This is a genomic window from Bradyrhizobium sp. LB14.3 (genome assembly GCF_040547985.1).
GTDB lineage: Bacteria > Pseudomonadota > Alphaproteobacteria > Rhizobiales > Xanthobacteraceae > Bradyrhizobium.
Map to the genome: position 1 here is coordinate 101,680 of NZ_JBEPQT010000002.1, position 20,723 is coordinate 122,402.

At 63.9% G+C, this 20,723-nt stretch carries 18 protein-coding genes; 7 read left to right on the forward strand and 11 right to left on the reverse strand.

Annotated features, from left to right (window positions below; genetic code table 11):
- Nucleotides 1-33 precede the first annotated feature (33 nt).
- Nucleotides 34-1,875 (reverse strand): single-stranded-DNA-specific exonuclease RecJ, encoded by a 1,842-nt coding sequence (recJ, locus tag ABIB00_RS04170; RefSeq protein ID WP_354103493.1) that lies wholly within the window; start codon nucleotides 1,873-1,875, stop codon nucleotides 34-36.
- A gap of 279 nt (nucleotides 1,876-2,154) precedes the next feature.
- Between recJ and ABIB00_RS04175 the strand changes: the two genes are divergently transcribed.
- On the forward strand, nucleotides 2,155-3,231 hold the full coding sequence (locus ABIB00_RS04175; RefSeq protein WP_354103494.1) for a methyl-accepting chemotaxis protein: 1,077 nt from the start codon (nucleotides 2,155-2,157) through the stop codon (nucleotides 3,229-3,231).
- A 183-nt stretch (nucleotides 3,232-3,414) separates the two neighbouring features.
- Here the strand turns inward: ABIB00_RS04175 and ABIB00_RS04180 are convergent, their stop codons facing one another.
- On the reverse strand, nucleotides 3,415-4,077 hold the full coding sequence (locus ABIB00_RS04180; RefSeq protein WP_247445555.1) for a cupin domain-containing protein: 663 nt from the start codon (nucleotides 4,075-4,077) through the stop codon (nucleotides 3,415-3,417).
- A 101-nt stretch (nucleotides 4,078-4,178) separates the two neighbouring features.
- On the opposite strand from ABIB00_RS04180, the gene ABIB00_RS04185 reads away from it, so the two are divergent.
- The 3 genes from ABIB00_RS04185 (at nucleotide 4,179) to ABIB00_RS04195 (ending at nucleotide 7,051) form a co-directional block, all read left to right on the forward strand.
- The gene (locus tag ABIB00_RS04185) at nucleotides 4,179-5,468 is read left to right on the forward strand and encodes an adenylate/guanylate cyclase domain-containing protein (protein ID WP_354103495.1); all 1,290 of its coding nucleotides are present in this window, start codon (nucleotides 4,179-4,181) and stop codon (nucleotides 5,466-5,468) included.
- Nucleotides 5,469-5,839: 371 nt separating this feature from the next.
- On the forward strand, nucleotides 5,840-6,583 hold the full coding sequence (locus ABIB00_RS04190; RefSeq protein WP_354048601.1) for an SDR family oxidoreductase: 744 nt from the start codon (nucleotides 5,840-5,842) through the stop codon (nucleotides 6,581-6,583).
- 51 nt (nucleotides 6,584-6,634) lie between these two features.
- Nucleotides 6,635-7,051, forward strand: coding sequence for a cupin domain-containing protein (locus tag ABIB00_RS04195; RefSeq protein WP_354103496.1), 417 nt, complete (start codon nucleotides 6,635-6,637; stop codon nucleotides 7,049-7,051).
- Between the two features lie 20 nt (nucleotides 7,052-7,071).
- On the opposite strand, the gene ABIB00_RS04200 is transcribed toward ABIB00_RS04195, so the two are convergent.
- The 6 genes from ABIB00_RS04200 to ABIB00_RS04225 are packed head-to-tail and all read right to left on the reverse strand — an operon-like array spanning nucleotide 7,072 to nucleotide 13,303.
- The gene (locus ABIB00_RS04200; RefSeq protein ID WP_247445551.1) at nucleotides 7,072-8,076 is read right to left on the reverse strand and encodes a 4-hydroxythreonine-4-phosphate dehydrogenase PdxA; all 1,005 of its coding nucleotides are present in this window, start codon (nucleotides 8,074-8,076) and stop codon (nucleotides 7,072-7,074) included.
- Complete coding sequence (locus ABIB00_RS04205; protein ID WP_354103497.1) at nucleotides 8,073-9,647, reverse strand: tripartite tricarboxylate transporter permease; 1,575 nt, start codon at nucleotides 9,645-9,647, stop codon at nucleotides 8,073-8,075. The genes ABIB00_RS04200 and ABIB00_RS04205 overlap by 4 nt, the downstream gene beginning before the upstream one ends.
- An 11-nt stretch (nucleotides 9,648-9,658) precedes the next feature.
- Nucleotides 9,659-10,141: a tripartite tricarboxylate transporter TctB family protein gene (locus ABIB00_RS04210; RefSeq protein WP_247347080.1), complete on the reverse strand. Its 483-nt coding sequence runs from the start codon at nucleotides 10,139-10,141 to the stop codon at nucleotides 9,659-9,661.
- A gap of 53 nt (nucleotides 10,142-10,194) precedes the next feature.
- Nucleotides 10,195-11,187 (reverse strand): Bug family tripartite tricarboxylate transporter substrate binding protein, encoded by a 993-nt coding sequence (locus ABIB00_RS04215; RefSeq protein WP_354103498.1) that lies wholly within the window; start codon nucleotides 11,185-11,187, stop codon nucleotides 10,195-10,197.
- Nucleotides 11,188-11,239: 52 nt separating this feature from the next.
- Complete coding sequence (locus ABIB00_RS04220) at nucleotides 11,240-12,499, reverse strand: CaiB/BaiF CoA transferase family protein (RefSeq protein WP_354103499.1); 1,260 nt, start codon at nucleotides 12,497-12,499, stop codon at nucleotides 11,240-11,242.
- A gap of 9 nt (nucleotides 12,500-12,508) precedes the next feature.
- On the reverse strand, nucleotides 12,509-13,303 hold the full coding sequence (locus tag ABIB00_RS04225; protein WP_354048613.1) for an enoyl-CoA hydratase/isomerase family protein: 795 nt from the start codon (nucleotides 13,301-13,303) through the stop codon (nucleotides 12,509-12,511).
- Nucleotides 13,304-13,419: 116 nt separating this feature from the next.
- Between ABIB00_RS04225 and ABIB00_RS04230 the strand changes: the two genes are divergently transcribed.
- From ABIB00_RS04230 to ABIB00_RS04240, 3 genes are all read left to right on the forward strand, one after another.
- On the forward strand, nucleotides 13,420-14,085 hold the full coding sequence (locus ABIB00_RS04230) for a GntR family transcriptional regulator (protein WP_247347086.1): 666 nt from the start codon (nucleotides 13,420-13,422) through the stop codon (nucleotides 14,083-14,085).
- A gap of 308 nt (nucleotides 14,086-14,393) precedes the next feature.
- Nucleotides 14,394-15,365, forward strand: coding sequence for an MBL fold metallo-hydrolase (locus ABIB00_RS04235; protein ID WP_354103500.1), 972 nt, complete (start codon nucleotides 14,394-14,396; stop codon nucleotides 15,363-15,365).
- Nucleotides 15,366-15,560: 195 nt separating this feature from the next.
- Entirely contained in the window at nucleotides 15,561-17,381 is a 1,821-nt protein-coding gene (locus tag ABIB00_RS04240) for a peroxidase family protein (RefSeq protein WP_354103501.1), read from the forward strand.
- Nucleotides 17,382-17,440: 59 nt separating this feature from the next.
- Here ABIB00_RS04240 and ABIB00_RS04245 read toward each other — a convergent pair whose 3' ends face one another.
- The 3 genes from ABIB00_RS04245 to ABIB00_RS04255 all read right to left on the reverse strand — a co-directional run bounded on the left by ABIB00_RS04245 (nucleotide 17,441) and on the right by ABIB00_RS04255 (nucleotide 20,700).
- A complete protein-coding gene (locus tag ABIB00_RS04245) occupies nucleotides 17,441-18,160 on the reverse strand; it encodes a haloacid dehalogenase type II (RefSeq protein ID WP_354103502.1) in 720 nt (239 codons plus the stop codon).
- An 85-nt stretch (nucleotides 18,161-18,245) separates the two neighbouring features.
- Nucleotides 18,246-19,247: a class II fructose-bisphosphatase gene (gene glpX, locus ABIB00_RS04250; protein ID WP_247347093.1), complete on the reverse strand. Its 1,002-nt coding sequence runs from the start codon at nucleotides 19,245-19,247 to the stop codon at nucleotides 18,246-18,248.
- Between the two features lie 136 nt (nucleotides 19,248-19,383).
- Nucleotides 19,384-20,700, reverse strand: coding sequence for a homoserine dehydrogenase (locus ABIB00_RS04255; RefSeq protein WP_354103503.1), 1,317 nt, complete (start codon nucleotides 20,698-20,700; stop codon nucleotides 19,384-19,386).
- Nucleotides 20,701-20,723 lie beyond the last annotated feature (23 nt).

Consider the following 20,723-nt stretch of genomic DNA (forward strand, 5'->3'; position numbering starts at 1 on the left):
TTTTGTTGTTTGCTTTTTGGTTGTTTGCCGGACCTATCTAATCATGGATGGCCCTTGGTCGGGTAGCGCGACGTCGATGACGCGGAATTGCACGCGCTCCGCGCCCTGGTAGCGATCGACCGACAATGATCCCGCGACATGCAATTGCTGGCCGCGATTGGCAACAAGCGCGTTGCCGAGCTTCTGTCCGATCGAACGGAACGCGATGCCGTTGACGATAGCACCGTCGCCCGACTTGAAGCGCAGCCTCAAATGCGCCTGTCCGACCTCGTCGGCATAGACGAGCTGATGCGCCGGCAGCGCCAGCACGGCTTCCGGATTGCCGCTGCCGAAGGGACCTGCACGGTTGAGCGTGGCGGCAAGCTCCGTCGTCACCGCGCGCGCGGAGACCGCGCCGTCGATGTAGAGCTCGTTGACGTGGCGGGCCTCGGCAACATCGCGTGCCAACGCATTCTCGAGGTAGGCGCGGAATTCGGCGAGCTTCTCCTTCCGCAGCGTCACGCCCGCAGCCATCGCGTGGCCGCCGCCCTTGAGCAGAATACCATCGGTCACTGCCTGCCGAACCGCCTTGCCGATGTCGACGCCGGCGATCGAGCGACCCGAGCCGGTACCGATGCCGCCGGGCTCCAGCGCGATCGCGAAGGCGGGTCGCGAGAACTTCTCCTTCAACCGGGACGCGACAAGACCGACCACGCCGGGATGCCAGCCTTCGGAGGCCGTGACGATGATGCCGAGCTTGTCCTCGAACCCGATCGAGGCGAGTGCCTCGGCTTCGGCCTGCGCTTCGGCCCCCTGCTCGATGACGCGGCGCTCGCTGTTGAGGCGGTCGAGCTCGGCGGCGATCCGCGCGGCCTCGACGCTGTCGCCTTCGAGCAAGAGCCGCACGCCGAGGTCGGCGCGGCCGATGCGACCGCCGGCATTGATGCGCGGCCCCAGCATGAATCCGAGATGCCAAGCCTCCGGTGGGCCGTTGAGCCGCGACACGTCCATCAGCGCGGTGTGGCCGACATGGTCGCGCCGCCGCATCGCGATCAGGCCCTTGGCGACGAAAGCGCGGTTGAGACCGATCAGCGGCGCGACGTCGGCAACCGTGCCGAGCGCGACGTGATGCAGCATGCCGAGCAGATCAGGCTCAGGCAGCCCCGCACTCCAGAAGCCGCGCCGGCGCAGCTCGCGATTGACCGCGACCAGCGTCACCAGCACGAGGCCAACGGCGGCGAGATGACCGAGGCCGGAGAGATCGTCGAGCCGGTTCGGATTGACCAGCGCATCGACCTCCGGAAGCACGTCGCCGGCCTGGTGGTGGTCGATCACGACAACGGACATGCCGAGACGTTTTGCCTCGGCGAGCGGCTCGATGCTGGTGGTGCCGCAATCGACGGTGACGAGCAGCGTGGCGCCCTTCGCGGCCAGCCCGCGAACCGCTTCGACGTTGGGGCCGTAACCTTCAAAGATGCGGTCGGGAATGTGGATCAGCGGATCGAGACCGCAATGGCGCAGATGCCAGGTCAACAGCGCCGCCGAGGTCGCGCCGTCGACGTCATAGTCGCCGAAGATCGCAATCTTCTCGCCATTCGCGGCGGCATCCGCGATCCGCTTCGCGGCGGCTTCCATCTCGGTCACCGTGAACGGATCCGGCATGAGCTTGCGGATGGTCGGATCGAGGAAATCGGCGACCGCATCGGTGTCGACGCCGCGGCCCGCCAGCACCCGCGCCAGCAGCTCGGGCAATTGGTGCTGCTGCACGATGGCGAGCGCCTTGGCCGCCCCGCGCGCGTCCAGCCGGTCGCGCCAGAGCTTGTCGGTGAGCGAGCGTGCCACTCCCAGGAACGCCTGGGGTGCTTCGACAGGCAAGGCGGTGGCGGGCGGCGTCATGAATAGCTATCGGTTTGAGGAACCTGGGAGCCGGAGCCATCGCATCGCCCGGCCAGCGGGACGATTGACCCGGAATCGCCCGGGCTTTGCAATGTCTGCGCCGCACAAAGCGGTGGATTGCCGCTTTGCTACGCGGACTGACTATCATTTGAGCATTCCGCAAAACAGCAAATTAAGCAGGCGTTAGGCGGAATCTTCGAAAAAGACTCGTATTCGATCTGTCAGTGATTGTTCCGGGCTCGTTGCAGATCGGACCTCATTGCCAACGGAAGTCCCCCGATGTCTGCTGCGCTGGGTCTCAAAGCCAAGCCGATCGCCACCGAACCCGCCGACGATGATTCCGACATCTCCGCGCTGATCAACCGCCTCACGGCGGAGGTCAACCAGATCGCGGTCGACAAGACCAAGGCGATCCAGCAGATCACCAACCAGATGAAGATGCTGGCGCTGAACGCGCTGATCGAGAGCTCGCGCGCGGGCGCGCAGGGTGCGGGCTTCGCAGTGGTGGCGCAGGAGGTGCGCGGCGTCGGCCAGCAGGTCGAGACCATCGCCCGCGAGCTCGAAAGCCAACTGACGAAACGCACCGGCGATCTCGTCTCCTCGATCGACCGGATGAGCCAGCGCTCGCGCGGCGAGCGCATGGTCGATCTGTCGCTCAACGCCATCGAGCTGATCGACCGTAACCTCTATGAAAGGACCTGCGACGTGCGCTGGTGGGCGACCGATTCCGCTGTCGTCGATTGCGCGGCCTCGCCCGGCACCGCTGCCGTGTCCCATGCCTCGCAGCGCCTCGGCGTGATCCTCGGTGCTTACACCGTCTATCTCGACCTCTGGCTCTGCGACCTCGACGGCAATGTCATCGCCAACGGCCGCGCCGACCGCTTTCGCGCCGTGGGCCAGAACGTCGCCCACACCAAATGGTTTCGCGAAGCGAAGACCCTGCGCTCCGGCGACGACTATGTCGCCGGCGACGTCGAGAACCAGCCGCTGCTCGGCAATGCGCAGGTCGCGACCTATTGCGCCAGCGTCCGCGCCGGCGGCCAGGCCAACGGCGCGCCGATCGGCGTGCTCGCCATACATTTCGACTGGGAGGCACAGGCCCGCTCCATCGTGCAAGGCGTGCGCGTCGGCGACAGCGACAAGGCGCGCGTGCTGCTGGTCGATTCCAATCTTCGCATCATCGCCGCCTCGGACGGCCAGGGCATTTTGAGCGAGCGCGTACGGCTCTCGCTCAACGGCCAGCGCTCCGGCTTCTACCAGGATCGCTCCGGCGCGCTGGTCGCGTTCCATGCGACGCCCGGCTACGAGACGTATCGGGGGCTCGGCTGGTACGGCATGATCGTCTGCGGGGCGTAGTGCCAATCGGTCAAGCCGACGACGGTCCGGCTCGCCTGCCAGACAAAAAAACCGGAAAACAACCCAAAACAACCCCATGCAAAGTAGCGCAGGGTGCAGGCATGATGCATGCTCACGCTGCATAAGCGTTTGATACGTCAGGCAGAACGATGGCAGCTGCGCATCGCCCGCGAGATGCGGCGATCATATGCCTTCATCAGTTGAAGTGACCGATGCATGGATCACGACACCATGCTGCTCGGCGATCGTCGCGACGGCCTGGACAGGCGGCATGCCTCCGCTGTGTCGTCCAAGCTCGTCGAAGGCGGCAAACATGCGATCGAGACCGGCGCCCGGCATCGCGAACACCAGCAGGCGCGCCGTATCCGTGCCGACATTGCGATAGCCGTGACGCCGATGGCGCGGAGCGAAAAGAAATGCACCGGTGCCAAGACGCAACGGACCGGTCGCACCTTCGATGTCCATAACCACCTCGCCGCTCAGCACATAGAATGCCTCGTCCTCGCGGCTGTGCGTATGCGCTGGCGCCCCGCGACCCGGCGGCACGATCGATTCCCACACGGAGAATTGTTGGCCGGTATCGCTCGCCATCGCCTTGTAGCTATGCGTCACACCGAGCACGTCGAGCGTGGGTCCGCTCCCCGGCGCCCGGAACAACGCGCTCAATGACGGATAATTGCGAGTTGCATCGCTGCTCATGGCAGTTCCCTCCAAGGATCGGGTTGCGATGCGCTGTCTTCCAGCGAAAACGAACCCGCCCGACGCCATAACGTTCCGCACCCGAAGATGGGCTTCGCCCACCGATGTCGCGCAGCGGAACCGGCGTATCCCCTGCTGGAACGGCACTTGCCGCACCTCCAGCGCTTCCCAAATGAACGGGTGGTCGCACCGCTTGAATTCCGAAAAAGCGGGAGGCCCGTCTCAGGATCTCCTTCGAGGAGACCAACATGCCGTCACCGGCGCCCACAAACGAAACAGAACGGCTCGCCGCCCTGCGCGCACTCGACATCATCGACAGTGCGCCGGAGGCCGCTTACGACGAAATTACCGAGCTTGCGGCGCAACTCTGCGGCTGCCCGATCTCCTATATCAGCTTCATCGATGACGACCGGCGGTGGCTCAAGGCGAGATATGGTCTGCCGGCCGAAGTCACCGACGCACCACGCGAGAGCGCCATCTGCGCAACGACAATTTGCGGCGCCGAACTGCTCGTCATTCCCGACTTGAAACAGGATCCGCGATTTCAGAACAGTCCGATGGTCGCGCTAAGGCCATCCTGCCGGTTCTATTGCGGCATGCCGCTGATTACCGATGAAGGCTATGCGCTCGGAACGCTCTGTGTGATGGACTTCGAGCCGCGGCAGCTGTCCTTCGGGCAGACGGAAGCGCTGCGAATGCTTTCGCATCAGGTGCTGGCGCAACTGGAGCTCCGCCGCAAGCTGCTCGAGTACGGCCAGACCATCAGGGAGCTCGAGCAGGCACGACTGGAGGCCGCTGCCGAGCGCGCGCGTGCTGAAGCCCTGCTGCGCAATGTCCTGCCGACGTCGATCGCCGACGAACTCAAGCGCAGCGGCAGGGTCCAGCCCAGATACACGCGATCGGCGACCATCCTGTTCGCAGATATCCAGGGCTTTACGCTGCTGGCCGAACGGACCGAGCCGGCCCGGCTCATCAATCTCCTCGATGAGTATTTCTCGACCCTGGACGAAATCGGCGCCCGATATGGTCTCGAGAAGGTCAAGACCATAGGCGACGCCTACATGGCGGTGGCCGGCGTGCTATCGCCCGGCCGGCGGCACTCGATTGATGTTTGCCTGGCGGCGCTGCAGATGCGCGCCCGGCTTGATCGCCTGAAGGCGCAATACGAAGCAGTTGGCGAACATGGCCCGCAACTGCGCATTGGTATCCATACCGGGCCCGTCATTTCTGGCGTCGTCGGCCTGCGCAGGATGACCTTCGACATCTGGGGCGATGCAGTCAACACCGCATGGTTCATGGAAGCGTCTGGAGTCGCAGGACGGATCAACGTGTCGGAAACTGTGGCCGGACATGTCCACGGGCTGTTCGCGCTGGAGTCACGCGGCGCTGTCGAGGCCAAGCACGAACGCGCCCATCAAATGTTCTTCCTCAATGGCTTGAAGACCGAGTATTCGCGCGATGGCGACGGCCATTTGCCGAATGACCAGTTTCTTGCCGAGTATCACCGTATCGGCGGTTCCCGGTTGGCGCCGGATTGACGGGAGCGCGCATGGTCCGTCTGATACGTGGGGCAAAACAGCGGCAACCTGAGATCGTCGTGCAGTCCGCAAACGCGGCCGTTCACCTCGTCTAAAGACAGGCGCCTGCGTGGACACCCCGACGATGCGACGCTTATGTGCGCGTCTCCGCGACGTGGGCTGACGTCGCCAAAAGGGGAATAATCCCTTACCAATTGTCGTATCGCGACGAAATCTCTGGAGCATTTTCCGGCAAGGCAGGCCCGTTACAGGCAAGAGCTTGCCCCATTGCTCGGGTAAGAGTCGCTTCGCATTGCGTTCATCAACGTGAGAGCGTGAGTACCCGTTGGCTTTGACCATCCCACACTCGCAAAATACCGAGGAGACATGCCATGAAGATCGTCGTGATCGGCGGGACCGGATTGATCGGATCCAAGCTCGTAGCGAAGCTCAAGCAGCAGGGCCACGAGGCCGTGGCAGCTTCGCCGAAATCAGGCGTCAACGCCGTGACCGGGGAAGGCCTCGCAGCAGTGCTGGCGGGCGCGGATGTCGTCGTTGACGTCGCTAACGCGCCGTCGTGGGAGCCTGCCGCCGTGCTGGAATTCTTCGAGCGTTCGAGCAAGAACCTCGCCGCGACCGAGGCGGCCGCCGCCGTGAAGCATCACGTGGCGCTCTCGATCGTGGGAACCGATCGATCGCCCGACATCGCCTATTTTCGTGCAAAACTCGCGCAGGAGACCATCGTCAAGGCATCTCCGGTGCCCTACTCGATCGTCCGCGCCACCCAGTTCTTCGAATTCCTCGGCGCCATCGGCGATATGGGTGCGACCGAGGACCGGATTGTCGTTCCATCGGCGTTGTTTCAGCCGATCGCGGCCGAGGACGTCGCCGATCGCCTCGCGGAGGTCGCGATGGGCCAGCCGCTCAACGGCACGATCGATATCGCAGGGCCCGAGAAGGCTCCCTTCAATGAATTTATCGCACGGCGCCTGAAGGCGTCTGGCGACGCCCGACCTGTGGTGGGAGATCCAAAAGCAACCTATTACGGCGCTCCCATTGACGACAGATCGCTGAACCCGCTCGGCGAGGCGCGGCTCGGAAAAACCCCGCTCGCGACATGGCTCGAGACGCTCTGAAGACTCGCAAGTCCCACAGATCACGACAGAAACGGCAATAAAGGGAATCCCATGCGCAGATTGCTGATCGCAACGGCGATTTATACCGCATCTCTCCTGACGGCACACGCCGCCGAGACCGCTACGCCATCGGCCAAGGTGACGGTCGTGTTCGATCAGGCGCTGCCGAATGTCCCCGGCAAGAGCATGAAGGGCGTGCTGGTCGAATACGGCCCTGGAGGCTCCTCGCCGGCCCACATGCACCCGCGCTCCGCATTCATCTATGCCACCATCCTGGAAGGAGCGATCCGCAGTCAGGTCAATGACGAGCCTGCCAAGGTTTATCACAAGGGAGAGAACTTTTCTGAAAAGCCCGGCGACCGCCATTCCGTCAGCGCCAACGCCAGCGACACCGAGCCCGCGAAGCTGCTGGCGGTCTTTGTGGTGGATACAGCGGATAAGGAGCTCGTGACGCCTGTCGCGAAGTAACGCCAGGTCAGCGCGTGCAATCAGGCAGCGCGCGGCGCGGCCATCTCCGCCGCGAGCAACACCGCGGCGCGGCTGGCGCCGATCGACGCAGTGCCCTGGCCCGCGATGTCGTAGGCAGTGCCGTGCGCCGGCGTGCAGATCGGGAACGGAAAGCCGCCGAGCAACGTCACGCCGCGATCGAAACCCATCAGCTTCATCGCGATCTGGCCCTGGTCGTGATACATCGTCAGCACCGCATCGAAGGCGCCGCCCTTGGCGCGCAGGAACACGGTGTCGGCGGGAAACGGTCCCTCCACGGCGATGCCATCGCGCTGGCCGGCTGCGACGACCGGCGCAATAACATCGATCTCCTCACGGCCGAAATTGCCTCCGTCGCCGGCATGCGGATTGAGCCCGGCGACCGCGATGCGCGGCCGCGCGAAGCCTGCATTGCGCATGCAGGAATCGGTCAGCTTGAGCGCGCGATGGATGCGTTCGCTGGACAGTCGCGCGGCAACGTCCTTGAGCGGGATGTGGGACGTCACGCGTGCGTTCCAGAGTCGGTCCAGCACATTGAATTCGCTTGCGGGGGTCTTGAGTCCGACCACTTCCGCAGAGAACGCGATCTCGTCGTCATACTCGGCGCGGGCGAGCCGCATCGCCTGCTTGTTGAACGGGGTGAAGCAAACGGCATCGACGCGGTTGTCGCGGCCGAGTTCGAGCGCGTGCTTGTAGTTGGCAAGCGCGAACCTGCCGCCGGCAAGGCTGGCAACTCCCCGCTGGACGTCGTTGGGATCGAGGTGGCCGAGATCGACGAACAGCGTCTCGCCCTTCGCTGCGCGGAAGTCGGCTCCCTGCTCCATTGTCTTCAGCTCGGGCTTGACGCCGGCAATGCGCGCGCCCTGGTCGAAGATGCGGCGGTCACCGACCACGACGATCCGGCTGCAGGCGCGGATATCGTCCTGCACCACGAGCCTTGCAGTCAGCTCCGGGCTGATGCCGGCGGGATCTCCCATTGCCAGTGCAATGAGCGGCTTTGCGGTCATATGATCACCTTCTCTCGAGCTGTCTCTTGAGCTGTCTCTTGAGCTTTCTCTTGGGCCGTTGTCCCGGTCGCGGCAGATGCGGGTTTGCGCCAGAGGCGCGGGAGCTGCAGCACGAGCGGAAGCAGCAACAGCGCGATGCCGGCCACGATCAGGCACGTCACCAGCTTGTTGGCAAAGAAGATTCCGAGCGATCCCTTGGACATCAGCATCGACTGCCGAAACGCGTCCTCGGCCTTGTCGCCGATGACGATCGCGAGCACGAGTGGCGCCAGCGGATAGAACAGCTTCTTGAAGAGATAACCGACGATGCCAAAGCCGAGCATCATGACGACGTCGAGATAGGAGTTCGACACCGAATAGGCGCCGACGACGCAGATGATCACGATCAGCGGCGCGATGATCACGAAGGGAATCCGCATCAGGGCGGCGAAGACCGGGACGGTCAGCAGCACCAGCGCGACGGCGACGATGTTGCCGACATACATCGAGGCGATCAGGCCCCAGACAAAGTCCTTCTGGTCGACAAACAGCATCGGCCCGGGATTGAGACCCCAGATCATCAGCCCGCCCATCATGACTGCCGCGGTCGCCGAGCCGGGAATGCCGAGCGAAAGCATCGGCAGCAGCGCGCTGGTGCCGGCGGCGTGATCTGCCGTCTCCGGCGAGATGATGCCTTCGACCTCTCCGGTGCCGAAGTATTTGCCACGGCGCGAGAAGCGGCGGGCAATGCCGTAGCTCATGAAGGATGCCGCGGTCGGGCCGCCCGGCGTGATCCCCATCCAGCACCCGATCGCCGCGCTGCGCAGCAACGCAACACTATGCCGTGGCAGGCGGCCGATCGCGCGAAACACCTCGCGCCACTCGATCTTCGAGGAGACCGCGCGGGCATGAAATTCTTCCTCGACCGCGACCAGCAGCTCGCCGATGCCGAACAGGCCCATCACGGCGACGACGAAATTCACGCCCTTGACCAGCTCGTCAACGCCCATGGTGAGCCGCACGCTGCCGGAGACGGTGTCGATGCCGATCGCGGCAATGGCAAAACCGATCGCGAGCGCCACGATGGTCTTGATCGGCGCCGCGCCGCCCATGCCGACGAAGCTCGCGAAGGCGAGGAAGTAGACCGCAAAATATTCCGCCGGCCCGAAGGCAAGCGCGACCTGCGCCACCCAGGATGCGAGGAAGGTGATCAGGATGACGCCGATCAGCGCACCGAACGCCGCCGAGCCGAAGGCGGTCGCGAGCGCCGTGGTCGGCCGGCCGTCGCGGGCCATCGGATAGCCGTCGAAGGTGGTCGCGACCGACGACGGCTCGCCCGGAATGTTGAACAGGATCGAGGTGACCGAGCCGCCGAACAGCGCGCCCCAGTACATGCTGGAGAGCAGGATAATCGCCGACACCGGCTGCATGCCGAAGGTCAGCGGCAGCAGCAGCGACACCCCATTCGGCGCACCAAGCCCTGGCAGCACGCCGACGAGAATACCGAGCAGCACGCCGACAACCATCAGCACCAGATGCGGCACTGTGATCGCGATGCTGAAGCCGTGAAGGAGTTCCCCAAAATTGTCCATCGGCCTCTCCGTCAGAAGCCAAGCGCCGCGGCGAGCGCGCCGTGCGGCAAGCTCACCTGGAACATGCGCTCGAACACGGCATAGAGCGCGAGCGCCGTTGCCGCCGCCATGGCCAGAGCACGCGGCACGGATTGGTACTTGGGGATCGCAAGCACTGCGAAGACATAGAGCGACGAGGCGACGTACATCCCGGCCAAGGGGATCGCGGCAACGAAAATCGCGGCCGGCACGAACAGGCCGGCAAGCCGGCGCAGCTCGATCGGCGTGATCGCGATGGGAACATTTGCGAGCGCCGTGGCCGGCAGAACGCCTCGCACCAGATTGTAGAGGCTTCCGAGCACGATGATGATTCCGGTCAGGAACGGGAACGTCCCGGCATCCACGCCCGCGCTGGACCAGCCGATGCCGTTGTCGAGGCTGGAAACAACGACGGCCACACCAAAGCTGCCGGTGAGGATGGCGGTCGCAAGTTCAAGCGCACGGCGTGAGATCATCGAGGGCTCCGGTCCGTCACGAGATGTCAGAACATCATTGCGGTGTCACCGCCTTACTTGACCAACCAGCCCTGCTCGCTCGCAACCAGCCTGACGCGCTCGAGGTCCTCCTTGATGAAATTGTCGAACTCGGTGCCGGTCAGGAACGTGTCGATCTGGGAGCTCTTCTCGATGTAGTCCTTCCAATCCAGCGTCGCCTGCACCTTCTTCATCAAGTCGATATAGAACGCGGCCTGGTCCGGAGTGACCTTGCCGGGCAACCACACCGTCCGCGGCTGCTCATATTGCTTGATGTCGAGGCCCTGTTCGACACAGGTCGGAACGTCGCCCCAGCCTTCGGTCGCGGTGATCTTCGCGCCCTGCGGCAGTCGCTTCGGACTGAAAACGCAAAGCGGGCGCTGCGTTCCACCGCGCCATTGCCCGAGGCTCTCGCTGGGATTGTTGACGTGGGAGTCGAGGTGTCCGCCGGCGAGCTGCACGGCAGCTTCGGCGCCGCTCTTGAACGGGATGTAGGTCATCTTGACATGACCTGCCTTCTCGATCATGCGGGTCAGCACCTCGTCGGTATCCTTCGACTGAGCGCCGCCCATCTTGAATTCGCCCGATGCGGCCGCCTTCAGATAGTCGCCCGTCGTCTTGAAAGGCGAGTCCTGCTTGACCCAGAGCAGGAACTCGTCCTGCGCCATCGCCGCGATCGGGGTGAGATCGGTGTAGTTGAAGGCGACCCTGGAGACGAGCGGCTGCTGCCAGGCATTCGACGTGCCGAAGATCACCTTGTAGGGATCGCCGGCGGACGCCTTGCCGTAGACATAGCCTTCCGCGCCGCTGCCACCGCCCTTGTTGACGACGACGATCGGCTGCTCCGTCAGCTTGTGCTTGGTGATGATGTTCTGCACGGCGCGCGCGAGATTGTCGGTGCCGCCGCCGGGCCCGGCGGTCGCCACGAACTCGATCGGCTTTTGCGGCTGCCAGGCCGAGAGCGCCGGCATCGTGCCGGCGAGCAGGGTTGCGGCTGCGGAGAGCAGAAATGTTGACGTCCGACCCATGATGTCCTCCAGCTGATTTTTGTCTTTTGTTCTTGTCGTTTTCGACGTCCGGTCAGGCGACGCGTTCCTCGCGTCTTCCTGCTGCCAGGACGATTGCGCCTTCTTGTTCGAGCGCTTCGATCTGCTTCTGGTCGAACCCGTGCTCGGCCAGCACCTCGCGCGTATGCTCACCGTAGACCGGCGCGCCCGTACGCACTTTGCCTGGGGTCTCCGAAAACTTGACGGGAAGACCGATCGTCATCACCGGACCGAGCGTGGAGTGCTCGACCTCGACGACCATCTCGCGCGCCAGCGTCTGCGGATCGCTGAGCGCCTCCAGCATGTCGTGCACGGGTCCGCACGGAACACCCTTCTCGTCCAGCGCCGCGAGCCAGTGCGCCCGCGTCTGGGTGCGGAAGCGCTCGCTCAGGACGGCTTCGAGTTCCTTCAAATGCGCCATGCGGTCGGCCCCGGTGACGAAGCGCGGATCGGCGGCGAGTTCACTCGCGCCGAGGGCCTCTAGCATCAACAGCCAGTGCTTCTTGTTGGCGCCGCCGACCACGAGCCAGCCGTCCGAGGCCTCGAACGCCTGATACGGCGCATTGAGCGGATGCGCAGAGCCCATCGCGCGCGGCGCGGTGCCCGCGGCCAGCGCAATGGTCGATTGCCAATAGGTCTGCACCAGCGCGGCCTCATAGAGCGAGGTCTCGACCCACTGCCCTTCGCCGGTCTTGAGGCGGTGCGTATACGCCGCGAGGATTCCCATGCTCGCGAGCAGGCCGGCGGTGATGTCGGACAGCGGCGGACCGCACTTCACGGGCGGACCGTCGGGACGTTCGCCGGTAAAGCTCATGATGCCGCTCATGGCCTGGGCGACCAGATCGAAGCCGCGGCGGTGCTTGTAAGGACCGGTACGGCCGAAGCCCGACAGCGAGCAATAGATCAGCGCCGGGAATTTTTCGTGCAGCGCCTCGTATCCGAAGCCGAGGCGCTCCATCGCGCCGGGCGCAAAGTTCTCGACCAGCACGTCGGCGTCCGCGATCAGCCGTCGCAGCACCGCTTTGCCGCCGTCGGTCTTGAGGTCCAGAACGATGCCGCGCTTGTTGCGGTTCATCATCAGGAAGGAGGCCGCCTCATCGCCGATCTTCGGCGGGACCGAATGGCGGGTATCGTCGCCGTTCGGCGATTTCTCGATCTTGATGACGTCGGCGCCCATGTCGGCCAGCATCAGGGTGCAGGTCGGCCCGGCCATGACATGGGTGAGATCGATGACCTTGAGGCCGGCAAGCGGCCCCGAACGGCGGGAATTGGATTGCGATCGATCGCTTTGCATCGGCCCGTCCTATTGGCCGCGCCATTGCGGCGCGCGCTTGGTGAGGAAAGCATCGAGCCCTTCGCGAAAATCCTGGCTCGTGTAGCACATCAGGATGAGGTCTTCGCCCTCGTCCCGCGTCAGCCGCCTTTGCAGGCGCGCCACGGCCTGCTTGGTCGCATTCAGCGTCAGCGGCGCATGACTGGCGACGAGCCGCGCGACCTCGTCGGCACGCCGGTCGAGCGCGGCAAGATCCTCGACGACCTCGCCGAGCAGCCCGACGCTTGCGGCCTCCGTGGCGTCAACGAGGCGCGCGGTGAAGATCAGATCCTTGACGCGCGCGGCGCCGATCAGCGCCGTGAGACGGCTGACATTGGACATCGACAGGCAATTGCCCAGTGTCCGGGCGATGGGAAAGCCGATTTTCGCGCTTCTGGTGCCGATGCGAAGGTCACAGGCCGCCGCAATGCCCGCACCGCCGCCGGTGCAGAACCCGTTGATCGCCGCGATCGTCGGCACCCGGCACGCCTCGAGCGTGGTCAGCACCCGATCGATCCGGTTCTCGTAGTCGATCGCGTCCTGCGGCGACTTGAACTCGCGGAACTGATTGATGTCGGTGCCCGAGGCAAACGCCTTGTCGCCGGCCCCGCGCAGCACCAGCACCTTGATCGCATGATCGTCATTGACCTCTTCGCAGATCGCGGCGAGCCGCTCGTACATCGCGAAGGTGAAGGCGTTGCGCGCCTGCGGTCGGTTGAAAGTGATCCGCCCGATGCCGTCCTGGCGCTCGAAAACGAGGTCTTCCGCCTCGACCTGCTGGTCCATTTCCTCATGTCCTTCTGTTTTTTACATTTTTGAATGCAAAATTATCGTTTTTCAAGCTAAAACTTGCAATACTGCGCATGTATCTTCGATTTTGCATTCAAATGGACCTGAGACCCATGCTTCATGAGGACGTCGTCGGCCGTATCCGCGCCATCCTGCTCGACGGCGAAATCCCGCCGGGCGCGCGGATTCCCGAGCGCGAGCTGTGCGAGCGGCTCGAGATTTCGCGCACACCGCTGCGCGAGGCGCTCAAGGTGCTCGCAGCCGAAGGGCTCGTGCAGCTCCTGCCCCATCGCGGCTCGCGCGCCGCGAAACTGACCGACAAGGACATGCGCGACCTGTTCGAGGTCTGCCAGGGTCTCGAGGCGCTCGCCGGCGAGCTCGCCTGCGAACGCATCACCGATGCCGAGATCGACGCGATCGCCGCCGCGCACGCGGACATGGTGCGGCATTATCGCGAGGGCGATTTGATCCAGTACTATCGCGGCAACCGCGCCATTCACGAAGGCATCGTCGCTGCGGCCGGAAACCCGGTGCTTGCGGGGCTGTATACGTCCGTGACCGCGCGCATCCGCCGCGCGCGCTATGTCACGCCGATGACGCCGCAGCGTTGGGCATTTGCCGTCAGCGAGCACGAGGCGATCCTGAACGCGCTGCAGCGGCGCGATGGCGCCGGCCTCTCGCACATCCTGCGTGCGCATCTGCGCCACAAGCGCGAAGAGGTCTTGCAGGCGGGCTTTGCAGAGACGGAAGGCAATGACCTCACGCTGAGAATAGCGTAAGACAGCGTTCGCGACCTAAAAAATCTTACCGTCCGATCGCATCGCGTGGTTAGACGACATAATCGCGACACAATCATTGATTGCATTGCGGCAGGCTTGACCGGATCGTGCTGACGACAAAAGTCAGCGACGAACGTCTTTTGTCGCGCGCCGGAATTGCACCGCCAACTGCGACAAGCCGCGATCATCCGCAAACCAATTCCACTTGCTAGCGTGTCTGAACCGGCGCAGCATCTCACCGCTGGCTTCAGGCCGACATAACGCGCGACAAATTCGCGCAGCTCAAAAGAATAAAGTGGAGGAAACGAATGACACTCAATGTCTCACGTCGATCCCTGCTGTCGCTTGGCGCCGGACTTGGCGCCAGCGCCATGTTCGGCAGCAGCGCGATGGCGCGCGCTCCCAAGCTCGGCACGCAAACGCCCTACTGGCACCGCTTCGTGCTCGGCGACGCAGAAGTCACCGTCGTCTCCGACGGACCGCTGCCGCTCGGCGATCCCTCCGGCACCTTCACCGGCGTTTCCAAGGAAGAGGTGAAGAAGATGCTGTCCGACAATTTCCTGTCGCCGGACAATGTCGTGCTGGAGCAGAACTCGCCGATCGTGAACACGGGCGACAAGCTCATCCTGTTCGATACCGGCATGGGCTCATCCAAGATGTTCGGCGCCACCACCGGCCGGCAGCAGAAGAGCATGACCGAGGCCGGCATCAAGCCTGGTGACATCGATGCGGTGGTCTGCTCGCATGCCCATATCGACCACATCGGGGGCATCGTGGACGACGGCGGCAAGCCGCTGTTTCCGAACGCGCAGATCTACATTTCGCAGACCGATTTCGACTTCTGGACCGACGAAAGCAAGCTGGGGAGTCCGGTCAAGGACTTCGTCGTTCACGCCCGCAAGAACCTGCTGCCGGTCCGTGACCGCATCGTGTTCTTCAAGGACGGCCAGGAATTCCTGCCCGGCATACAGGCGATCGCAGCGCCCGGTCACACCGTCGGCCACACCATCTTCATGGTCTCGTCGGCCGGCAAGTCCTTCGCCTTCCTCGGCGATCTCTCACATCATCCCGTGCTGCTGCTCGAGCGTCCCCGGATGGAATTTTCCTACGACACCGACCCGAAGCAGGCGGCCGAGTCGCGCGTGAAACTGCTGACTATGCTTGCGGCGAACAAGACGCCTGTGATGTCCTATCACTTCGCCTGGCCCGGCTATGGCCATGTCGCCAAGGCCGGTGAAGGCTTCCACTATTATCCCGAACCGATGCAGATGACGTTGTAGATCGTCGGATCAGGTTCGGGTGGCGCACGCGCCGCCCGGACCATCCGAACGATCACCGCCGTCCGGCCGACCGGCAAAGAACTGCAATTCGTGAGGCCTCCGGCGGCGTTGGCAAACGGGCATTTTGGGGCTGCTGAACTGCACTTACTAGTTGCAAATGAAGCTAATTTCACGCGGTTGTGTTTGGGAGCGTCAATGTCCCGCGAGAACGATGGTTTTGTCTTCCATCGTGACCTGCTCCAAGGGGTCCAGGACGTTGTCTATCGGGCCATCAACTTCTTTGTCACATGGGACAAACTGCCGACCCTGCTCGGAGCTGCCAATCTTTCGGCGTTCCGCGACCGGCTGCGGAAGCACAATCTGCACCATACCGGCTACGGCACGACATTGCCTGGCTGGAGCACGGGCAATGACCGGTGGCGCTCCGCCGACGGCTCCTTCAACAGCCTCGACCATCCGCGCATGGGGATGGCTGGTGCCCGGTTCGGACGCAATTTCGCGCTGCCGGAATGCGTGCCGGACAGCGTAGACGATCTGCTCGAACCCAATCCGCGCGTGATTTCGAAGGAATTGCTGGCGCGCGACGAATTTATTCCCGCGACCAGCCTCAATCTGCTGGCTGCGGCCTGGATCCAGTTCGAAACCCATAACTGGTTCAGCCACGGGGTGCCTGGGTCGGGAAGCGAGTTCAAAGTCCCGCTCAAGCCGGGCGACACTTGGCCCAAGGAGGAGCGGATCGACGGCTGCATGAAGATCCGTCGGACCGTTTGCGACGAGACGCCACGTGAACCATGGCTCGGCGCGATCCCCACGTTCCGCAACCTCAACTCGCACTGGTGGGACGCCGGACAGATCTACGGCAGCGACCGCGCGAGGCAGATGCAGATCCGTTCCGGGCTCGATGGAAAGATCACGGTCGGCGATGATGGGATGCTTCCAGCCGATCCAGTCCATCCGGGCGCCGATCTCACCGGCTTCAATGACAATTGGTGGGTCGGGCTCAGCCTGCTGCACAACCTCTTCGCACGCGAGCACAATATCATCTGCGACGGCTTGAAGACGCGGTATCCGACCTGGGATGACGAGGAGCTATTCCAGCGTGCGCGCCTGATCAACGCGGCCCTGATCGCCAAGATCCACACCGTCGAATGGACGCCAGGCATCCTCGGCCATCCTGCGCTGGACTTCAGCATGCACGCCAATTGGTCGGGGATACCGTATCGGGTGCTGCGCGCGGTGCTCGGCAAGAACAGCGAAGCCGCCTATGGCATCATCGGTTCTCCGACGGAGCAGCACAGCGCGCCCTACGCCATGACTGAGGAATTCACCGCCGTCTACCGCCTGCACCCGCTGATCCCGGACGACATGGATGTGCGGCGGCTCGAAGCCGCAGAGGTCGAACACTGCAAGCTGGTCGATATGCAGGGAGGCGTCTCCCGCAAGTTCATGGAGACGCACGGCTTCGCCAACCTGATGTACTCCTTCGGCACCGCTCATCCCGGCGCCATTCGCCTCCATAATTATCCCAACTTCCTGCGCCAGTTCACGAAAGACGGCCAGCCGTTGCTCGATGTGGCCGCGATCGATATCATGCGCGACCGCGAGCGCGGCGTGCCGCGCTACAACCGTTTCCGCGAGCTGGTCGGAAAGAAGCGGGTCAAGACATTCGAGGAAATCACCAGCATCCCCGGCGCGGCCAGGAAGATGCGCGCGATCTACAAGGGCGACGTCGATCGCGTTGATCTGATGGTCGGACTATTGGCCGAGGACCTGCCGGACGGTTTTGGCTTCAGCGATACCGCCTTCCGCATCTTCATACTGATGGCATCGCGGCGTCTCAAGAGCGACCGGTTTTTCACCGACGACTACCGGGCGGAAGTCTACACCAACTTCGGTCTGGACTGGATCCACAACAACGGAATGAAATCGGTCCTGCTGCGGCATGTGCCGCAACTCGGACCGGCGCTCGAGGGCGTAAACAACGCCTTTGCTCCCTGGCACGTGCTGCAAGGCTGAGCCATGGCCTTCATATTCAGCATCCGGGCCTCGTCCGCCTCGCATGGGTGTCAGCCGCCCTAGCACCCGAGCTTGTCGGCGATGCCGCCAAAATCCTTCGCGACGATGTCCCAATTGCCAGTCGCCTCGAAGTCGACTTTCTGGAGCGGACCGTATTCGGTCGGCCGCGCCACGAAGGCGGTCTTCAGACCATTCTTCTGCGCGGCGGCGAGATCGCCGTTGTGGGCGGCGACCATCATCACCTGCTCCGGCTTGAGGCACAGCAGGCACGCGGCGCCGAGATAGGCCTCAGAGTCGGGCTTGTAGTGCTCGAACAGTTCGGCCGACATGATGAGGTCCCAGGGAAGCCCTGCGAATTTCGCCATGTTGGTCAGCAGCGCGACATTGCCGTTCGACAGCGGCGAGATCACGAATTTCGACTTCAGCCGCGTCAGACCGGCGACGCTGTCGGGCCACGGGTGCAGGCGGTGCCAACCCTTGGTGAGGTGATCGAGATCGGCTTCGGTCAGGTCTTTGATCGAAAATTGCGCGACCAGCTTTTCGAGCGAGCGGCGATGCAGATCATCTAACATGACATAGCCGCGCTCGGGATGTTTGCGCACGTCGTCCATCGAGGCCATGTACATGCCGCGCCAGCCGTCGACCAACGCGGTCCAGTCGGCGGCGATGCCGCGGCCCTTCGCCCACCACATGAAATCGGTGATCAGGCTGGTGCGCCAGTCCACGACGGTGCCGAACACGTCGAACACCAGGGCTTTGACGGCGGTGAGGTCAGACATCGACGCTTCCCTGTGTATTGCTTGTTCTTGGTCATGCCGGGGCGCCGCGAGGCGCAGGCCCGGAATGACGGCCGCACGTTGTGACTTAGTCCAGGTGGAACTTCGCCAGCTCGCGGTGCTCGGCCTTGATGTAGCGCACGGTGCCGGTGACGGAGCGCATCACGACCGTCTCGGTCTCGATCACGCCATCCTTGCGGAATTTGACGCCCGAGAGCAGCGAGCCCGTGGTGACGCCGGTGGCGGCGAACAGGCAGTCGCCGCGGGCCATGTCCTCAATGCCGTAGATCATCTTGGGATCGTTGACGCCCATCTTGGCGGCACGCTCGCGCTTCTCGTCGGAGTCGAGGATGAGGCGGCACTGCATCTGGCCGCCGATGCAGCGCAGCGCCACGGCCGCGAGCACACCTTCCGGCGCACCGCCGGTGCCGAGATACATATCGACGCCGGTATTGTCGGGGTCGGCGCAATGGATCACGCCGGCGACATCGCCGTCCGTGATCAGACGCACGGCGGCACCCGTCGAGCGCACGCTCTCGATGATGCTGGCATGGCGCGGACGGTCGAGCACGAGAACGGTGATGCCGTCCGGCTGGACACCCTTGGCCTTGGCGAGGCGGCGGACGTTGTCAGCCGGCGTGGCATCGAGATCGACGACGCCCTTGGCGTAGCCGGGGCCGATCGCAAGCTTCTGCATGTAGACGTCGGGCGCGTGCAGCAGCGTGCCGCCGTCGGCCATTGCCATGGTGGCAATCGAGCCCGGCATGGCCTTGGCGCACAGCGTGGTGCCTTCGAGCGGGTCGACCGCGATGTCGACTTTCGGGCCGGCGTTCATGCCGACCTTCTCGCCGATGAAGAGCATCGGCGCCTCGTCGCGCTCACCCTCGCCGATCACGATGGTGCCTTCGATCGGCAGCTTGTTGAGCTCGCGCCGCATCGCGTCCACCGCGGCCTGGTCGGCAGCCTTCTCATTGCCGTGCCCGCGCAGACGCGCCGAAGACACCGCCGCCCGCTCCGTCACGCGCACGATCTCCAGCGTGAGAATCCGCTCGAGCAACGCTTGCGGCGGGACTGAAATATGGGTCGACATCGGCTAACTCCTTCGCAACAGTTTGGACGGAAATCTCCACCCGCATCAACTCGTAACACCCACAGTTCGTTCGAACCGTGTCATTGTTTAAGCATGCTCTTCCCGGAAAACCGCTTCACACTTTTCCGGAGCATGCCTAGTTCTTCTCGATCCGGATCACCTGCGGCCGTCCGCTGATCACCTTGTCGCGCTGCACGGCCGCGAGCGCGCGGCGCACGGCGTCCTCGTGCGTGGCATAGGTGATCAGGATGACGGGCACCGGGACCGCCTTGCCGTTTGCCGGCGCAGCGCCGCCATTGGGGTGGCGCTGCACGATCGACTCGATCGAAATCTTCTGCTCCGCGAGCCGGGTCGCGATCGCAGCCGCGGTGCCCGGGAAATCGCGTGCCAGAAGGCGGATGTAGTAGCCGCCCTCGTGGCGCTCCATCGGCGCCTTCTTGGTATCGCGCAGCTGCGAAATCGGCCGGCCGAACGGATTGGCGCGAATGCCGCGCGCGACATCGGCGACGTCGGCAACGACGGCGGATGCGGTCGCCGCGCCGCCGGCACCGGGGCCGACCAGCGTGATCGGCGGGATGCCCTCGCCGTCGATCGTGACCGCATTGGTGACACCCATCACTTGTGCGATCGAGGAGGATTTTGGAACCATGGTCGGATGCACGCGCTGTTCGATGCCCTTGGCGGTGCGAACCGCGACGCCGAGCAGCTTGAGCCGGTAACCGAGATCGTCAGCGGCACGGAGATCTTCCGGCGCGATGGAGGAGATGCCTTCGACATACACCGCGCTTTGAGCAACTTTCGTGCCGAAAGCGAGGCTGGCAAGAATAGCGAGTTTTTGCGCGGTGTCGTGGCCGTCGACATCGAAGGACGGATTGGCCTCGGCATAGCCGAGCCGCTGCGCATCCTTCAGGCATTCGGCGAACGACAGGCCCTCCTGCTCCATCCGGGTCAGGATGTAATTGCAGGTGCCGTTGAGGATGCCGTAGACGCGGTTGATGTCGGTTCCGGCAAGACCCTCGCGTAACGTTTTGATGACGGGGATCGCGGCGCCGACCGCTGCCTCGAAATTCAGCGCGCCGCCGTGCTTTTCAGCGGCTTTTGCCAGCTTGAGGCCGTGCTTGGCGAGCAGCGCCTTGTTGGCGGTGACGACGGACTTGCCGGCGCTGAGCGCGGCTTCGACCGCCGCCAGCGCGGGATCGCCGGAGCCGCCCATCAGCTCGACGAAGCAGTCGATGCCGGGATGCGTGGCGAGGGCAAGCGGATCCTTGACCCATTCGATGCCGCGCAGGTCGACGGCGCGCTTCTTGGCCTTCGAGCGCGCGGTGACGGCGACGACGCGGATGCCGCGTCCGCTGCGGCCCGCGAGCACGCGGGCCTGCGTTTCAATCAAACGGACAACTTCGGCGCCCACGGTGCCGAGCCCCGCTATGCCCACTTTCAGGGGTGCAACCATGATGCTTCAGAAAACCTGCGGAA

Coding starts and splice junctions, on each gene's coding strand:
- ABIB00_RS04255 (WP_354103503.1), bottom strand. CDS start 20,700: ATGGTTGCACCCCTGAAAGTGGGCATAGCGGGGCTCGGCACCGTGGGC.
- ABIB00_RS04245 (WP_354103502.1), bottom strand. CDS start 18,160: ATGTCTGACCTCACCGCCGTCAAAGCCCTGGTGTTCGACGTGTTCGGC.
- ABIB00_RS04205 (WP_354103497.1), bottom strand. CDS start 9,647: ATGGACAATTTTGGGGAACTCCTTCACGGCTTCAGCATCGCGATCACA.
- recJ (WP_354103493.1), bottom strand. CDS start 1,875: ATGACGCCGCCCGCCACCGCCTTGCCTGTCGAAGCACCCCAGGCGTTC.
- glpX (WP_247347093.1), bottom strand. CDS start 19,247: ATGTCGACCCATATTTCAGTCCCGCCGCAAGCGTTGCTCGAGCGGATT.
- ABIB00_RS04215 (WP_354103498.1), bottom strand. CDS start 11,187: ATGGGTCGGACGTCAACATTTCTGCTCTCCGCAGCCGCAACCCTGCTC.
- ABIB00_RS04195 (WP_354103496.1), top strand. CDS start 6,635: ATGCGCAGATTGCTGATCGCAACGGCGATTTATACCGCATCTCTCCTG.
- ABIB00_RS04240 (WP_354103501.1), top strand. CDS start 15,561: ATGTCCCGCGAGAACGATGGTTTTGTCTTCCATCGTGACCTGCTCCAA.
- ABIB00_RS04235 (WP_354103500.1), top strand. CDS start 14,394: ATGACACTCAATGTCTCACGTCGATCCCTGCTGTCGCTTGGCGCCGGA.
- ABIB00_RS04225 (WP_354048613.1), bottom strand. CDS start 13,303: ATGGACCAGCAGGTCGAGGCGGAAGACCTCGTTTTCGAGCGCCAGGAC.
- ABIB00_RS04190 (WP_354048601.1), top strand. CDS start 5,840: ATGAAGATCGTCGTGATCGGCGGGACCGGATTGATCGGATCCAAGCTC.
- ABIB00_RS04200 (WP_247445551.1), bottom strand. CDS start 8,076: ATGACCGCAAAGCCGCTCATTGCACTGGCAATGGGAGATCCCGCCGGC.
- ABIB00_RS04230 (WP_247347086.1), top strand. CDS start 13,420: ATGCTTCATGAGGACGTCGTCGGCCGTATCCGCGCCATCCTGCTCGAC.
- ABIB00_RS04175 (WP_354103494.1), top strand. CDS start 2,155: ATGTCTGCTGCGCTGGGTCTCAAAGCCAAGCCGATCGCCACCGAACCC.
- ABIB00_RS04220 (WP_354103499.1), bottom strand. CDS start 12,499: ATGCAAAGCGATCGATCGCAATCCAATTCCCGCCGTTCGGGGCCGCTT.
- ABIB00_RS04210 (WP_247347080.1), bottom strand. CDS start 10,141: ATGATCTCACGCCGTGCGCTTGAACTTGCGACCGCCATCCTCACCGGC.
- ABIB00_RS04185 (WP_354103495.1), top strand. CDS start 4,179: ATGCCGTCACCGGCGCCCACAAACGAAACAGAACGGCTCGCCGCCCTG.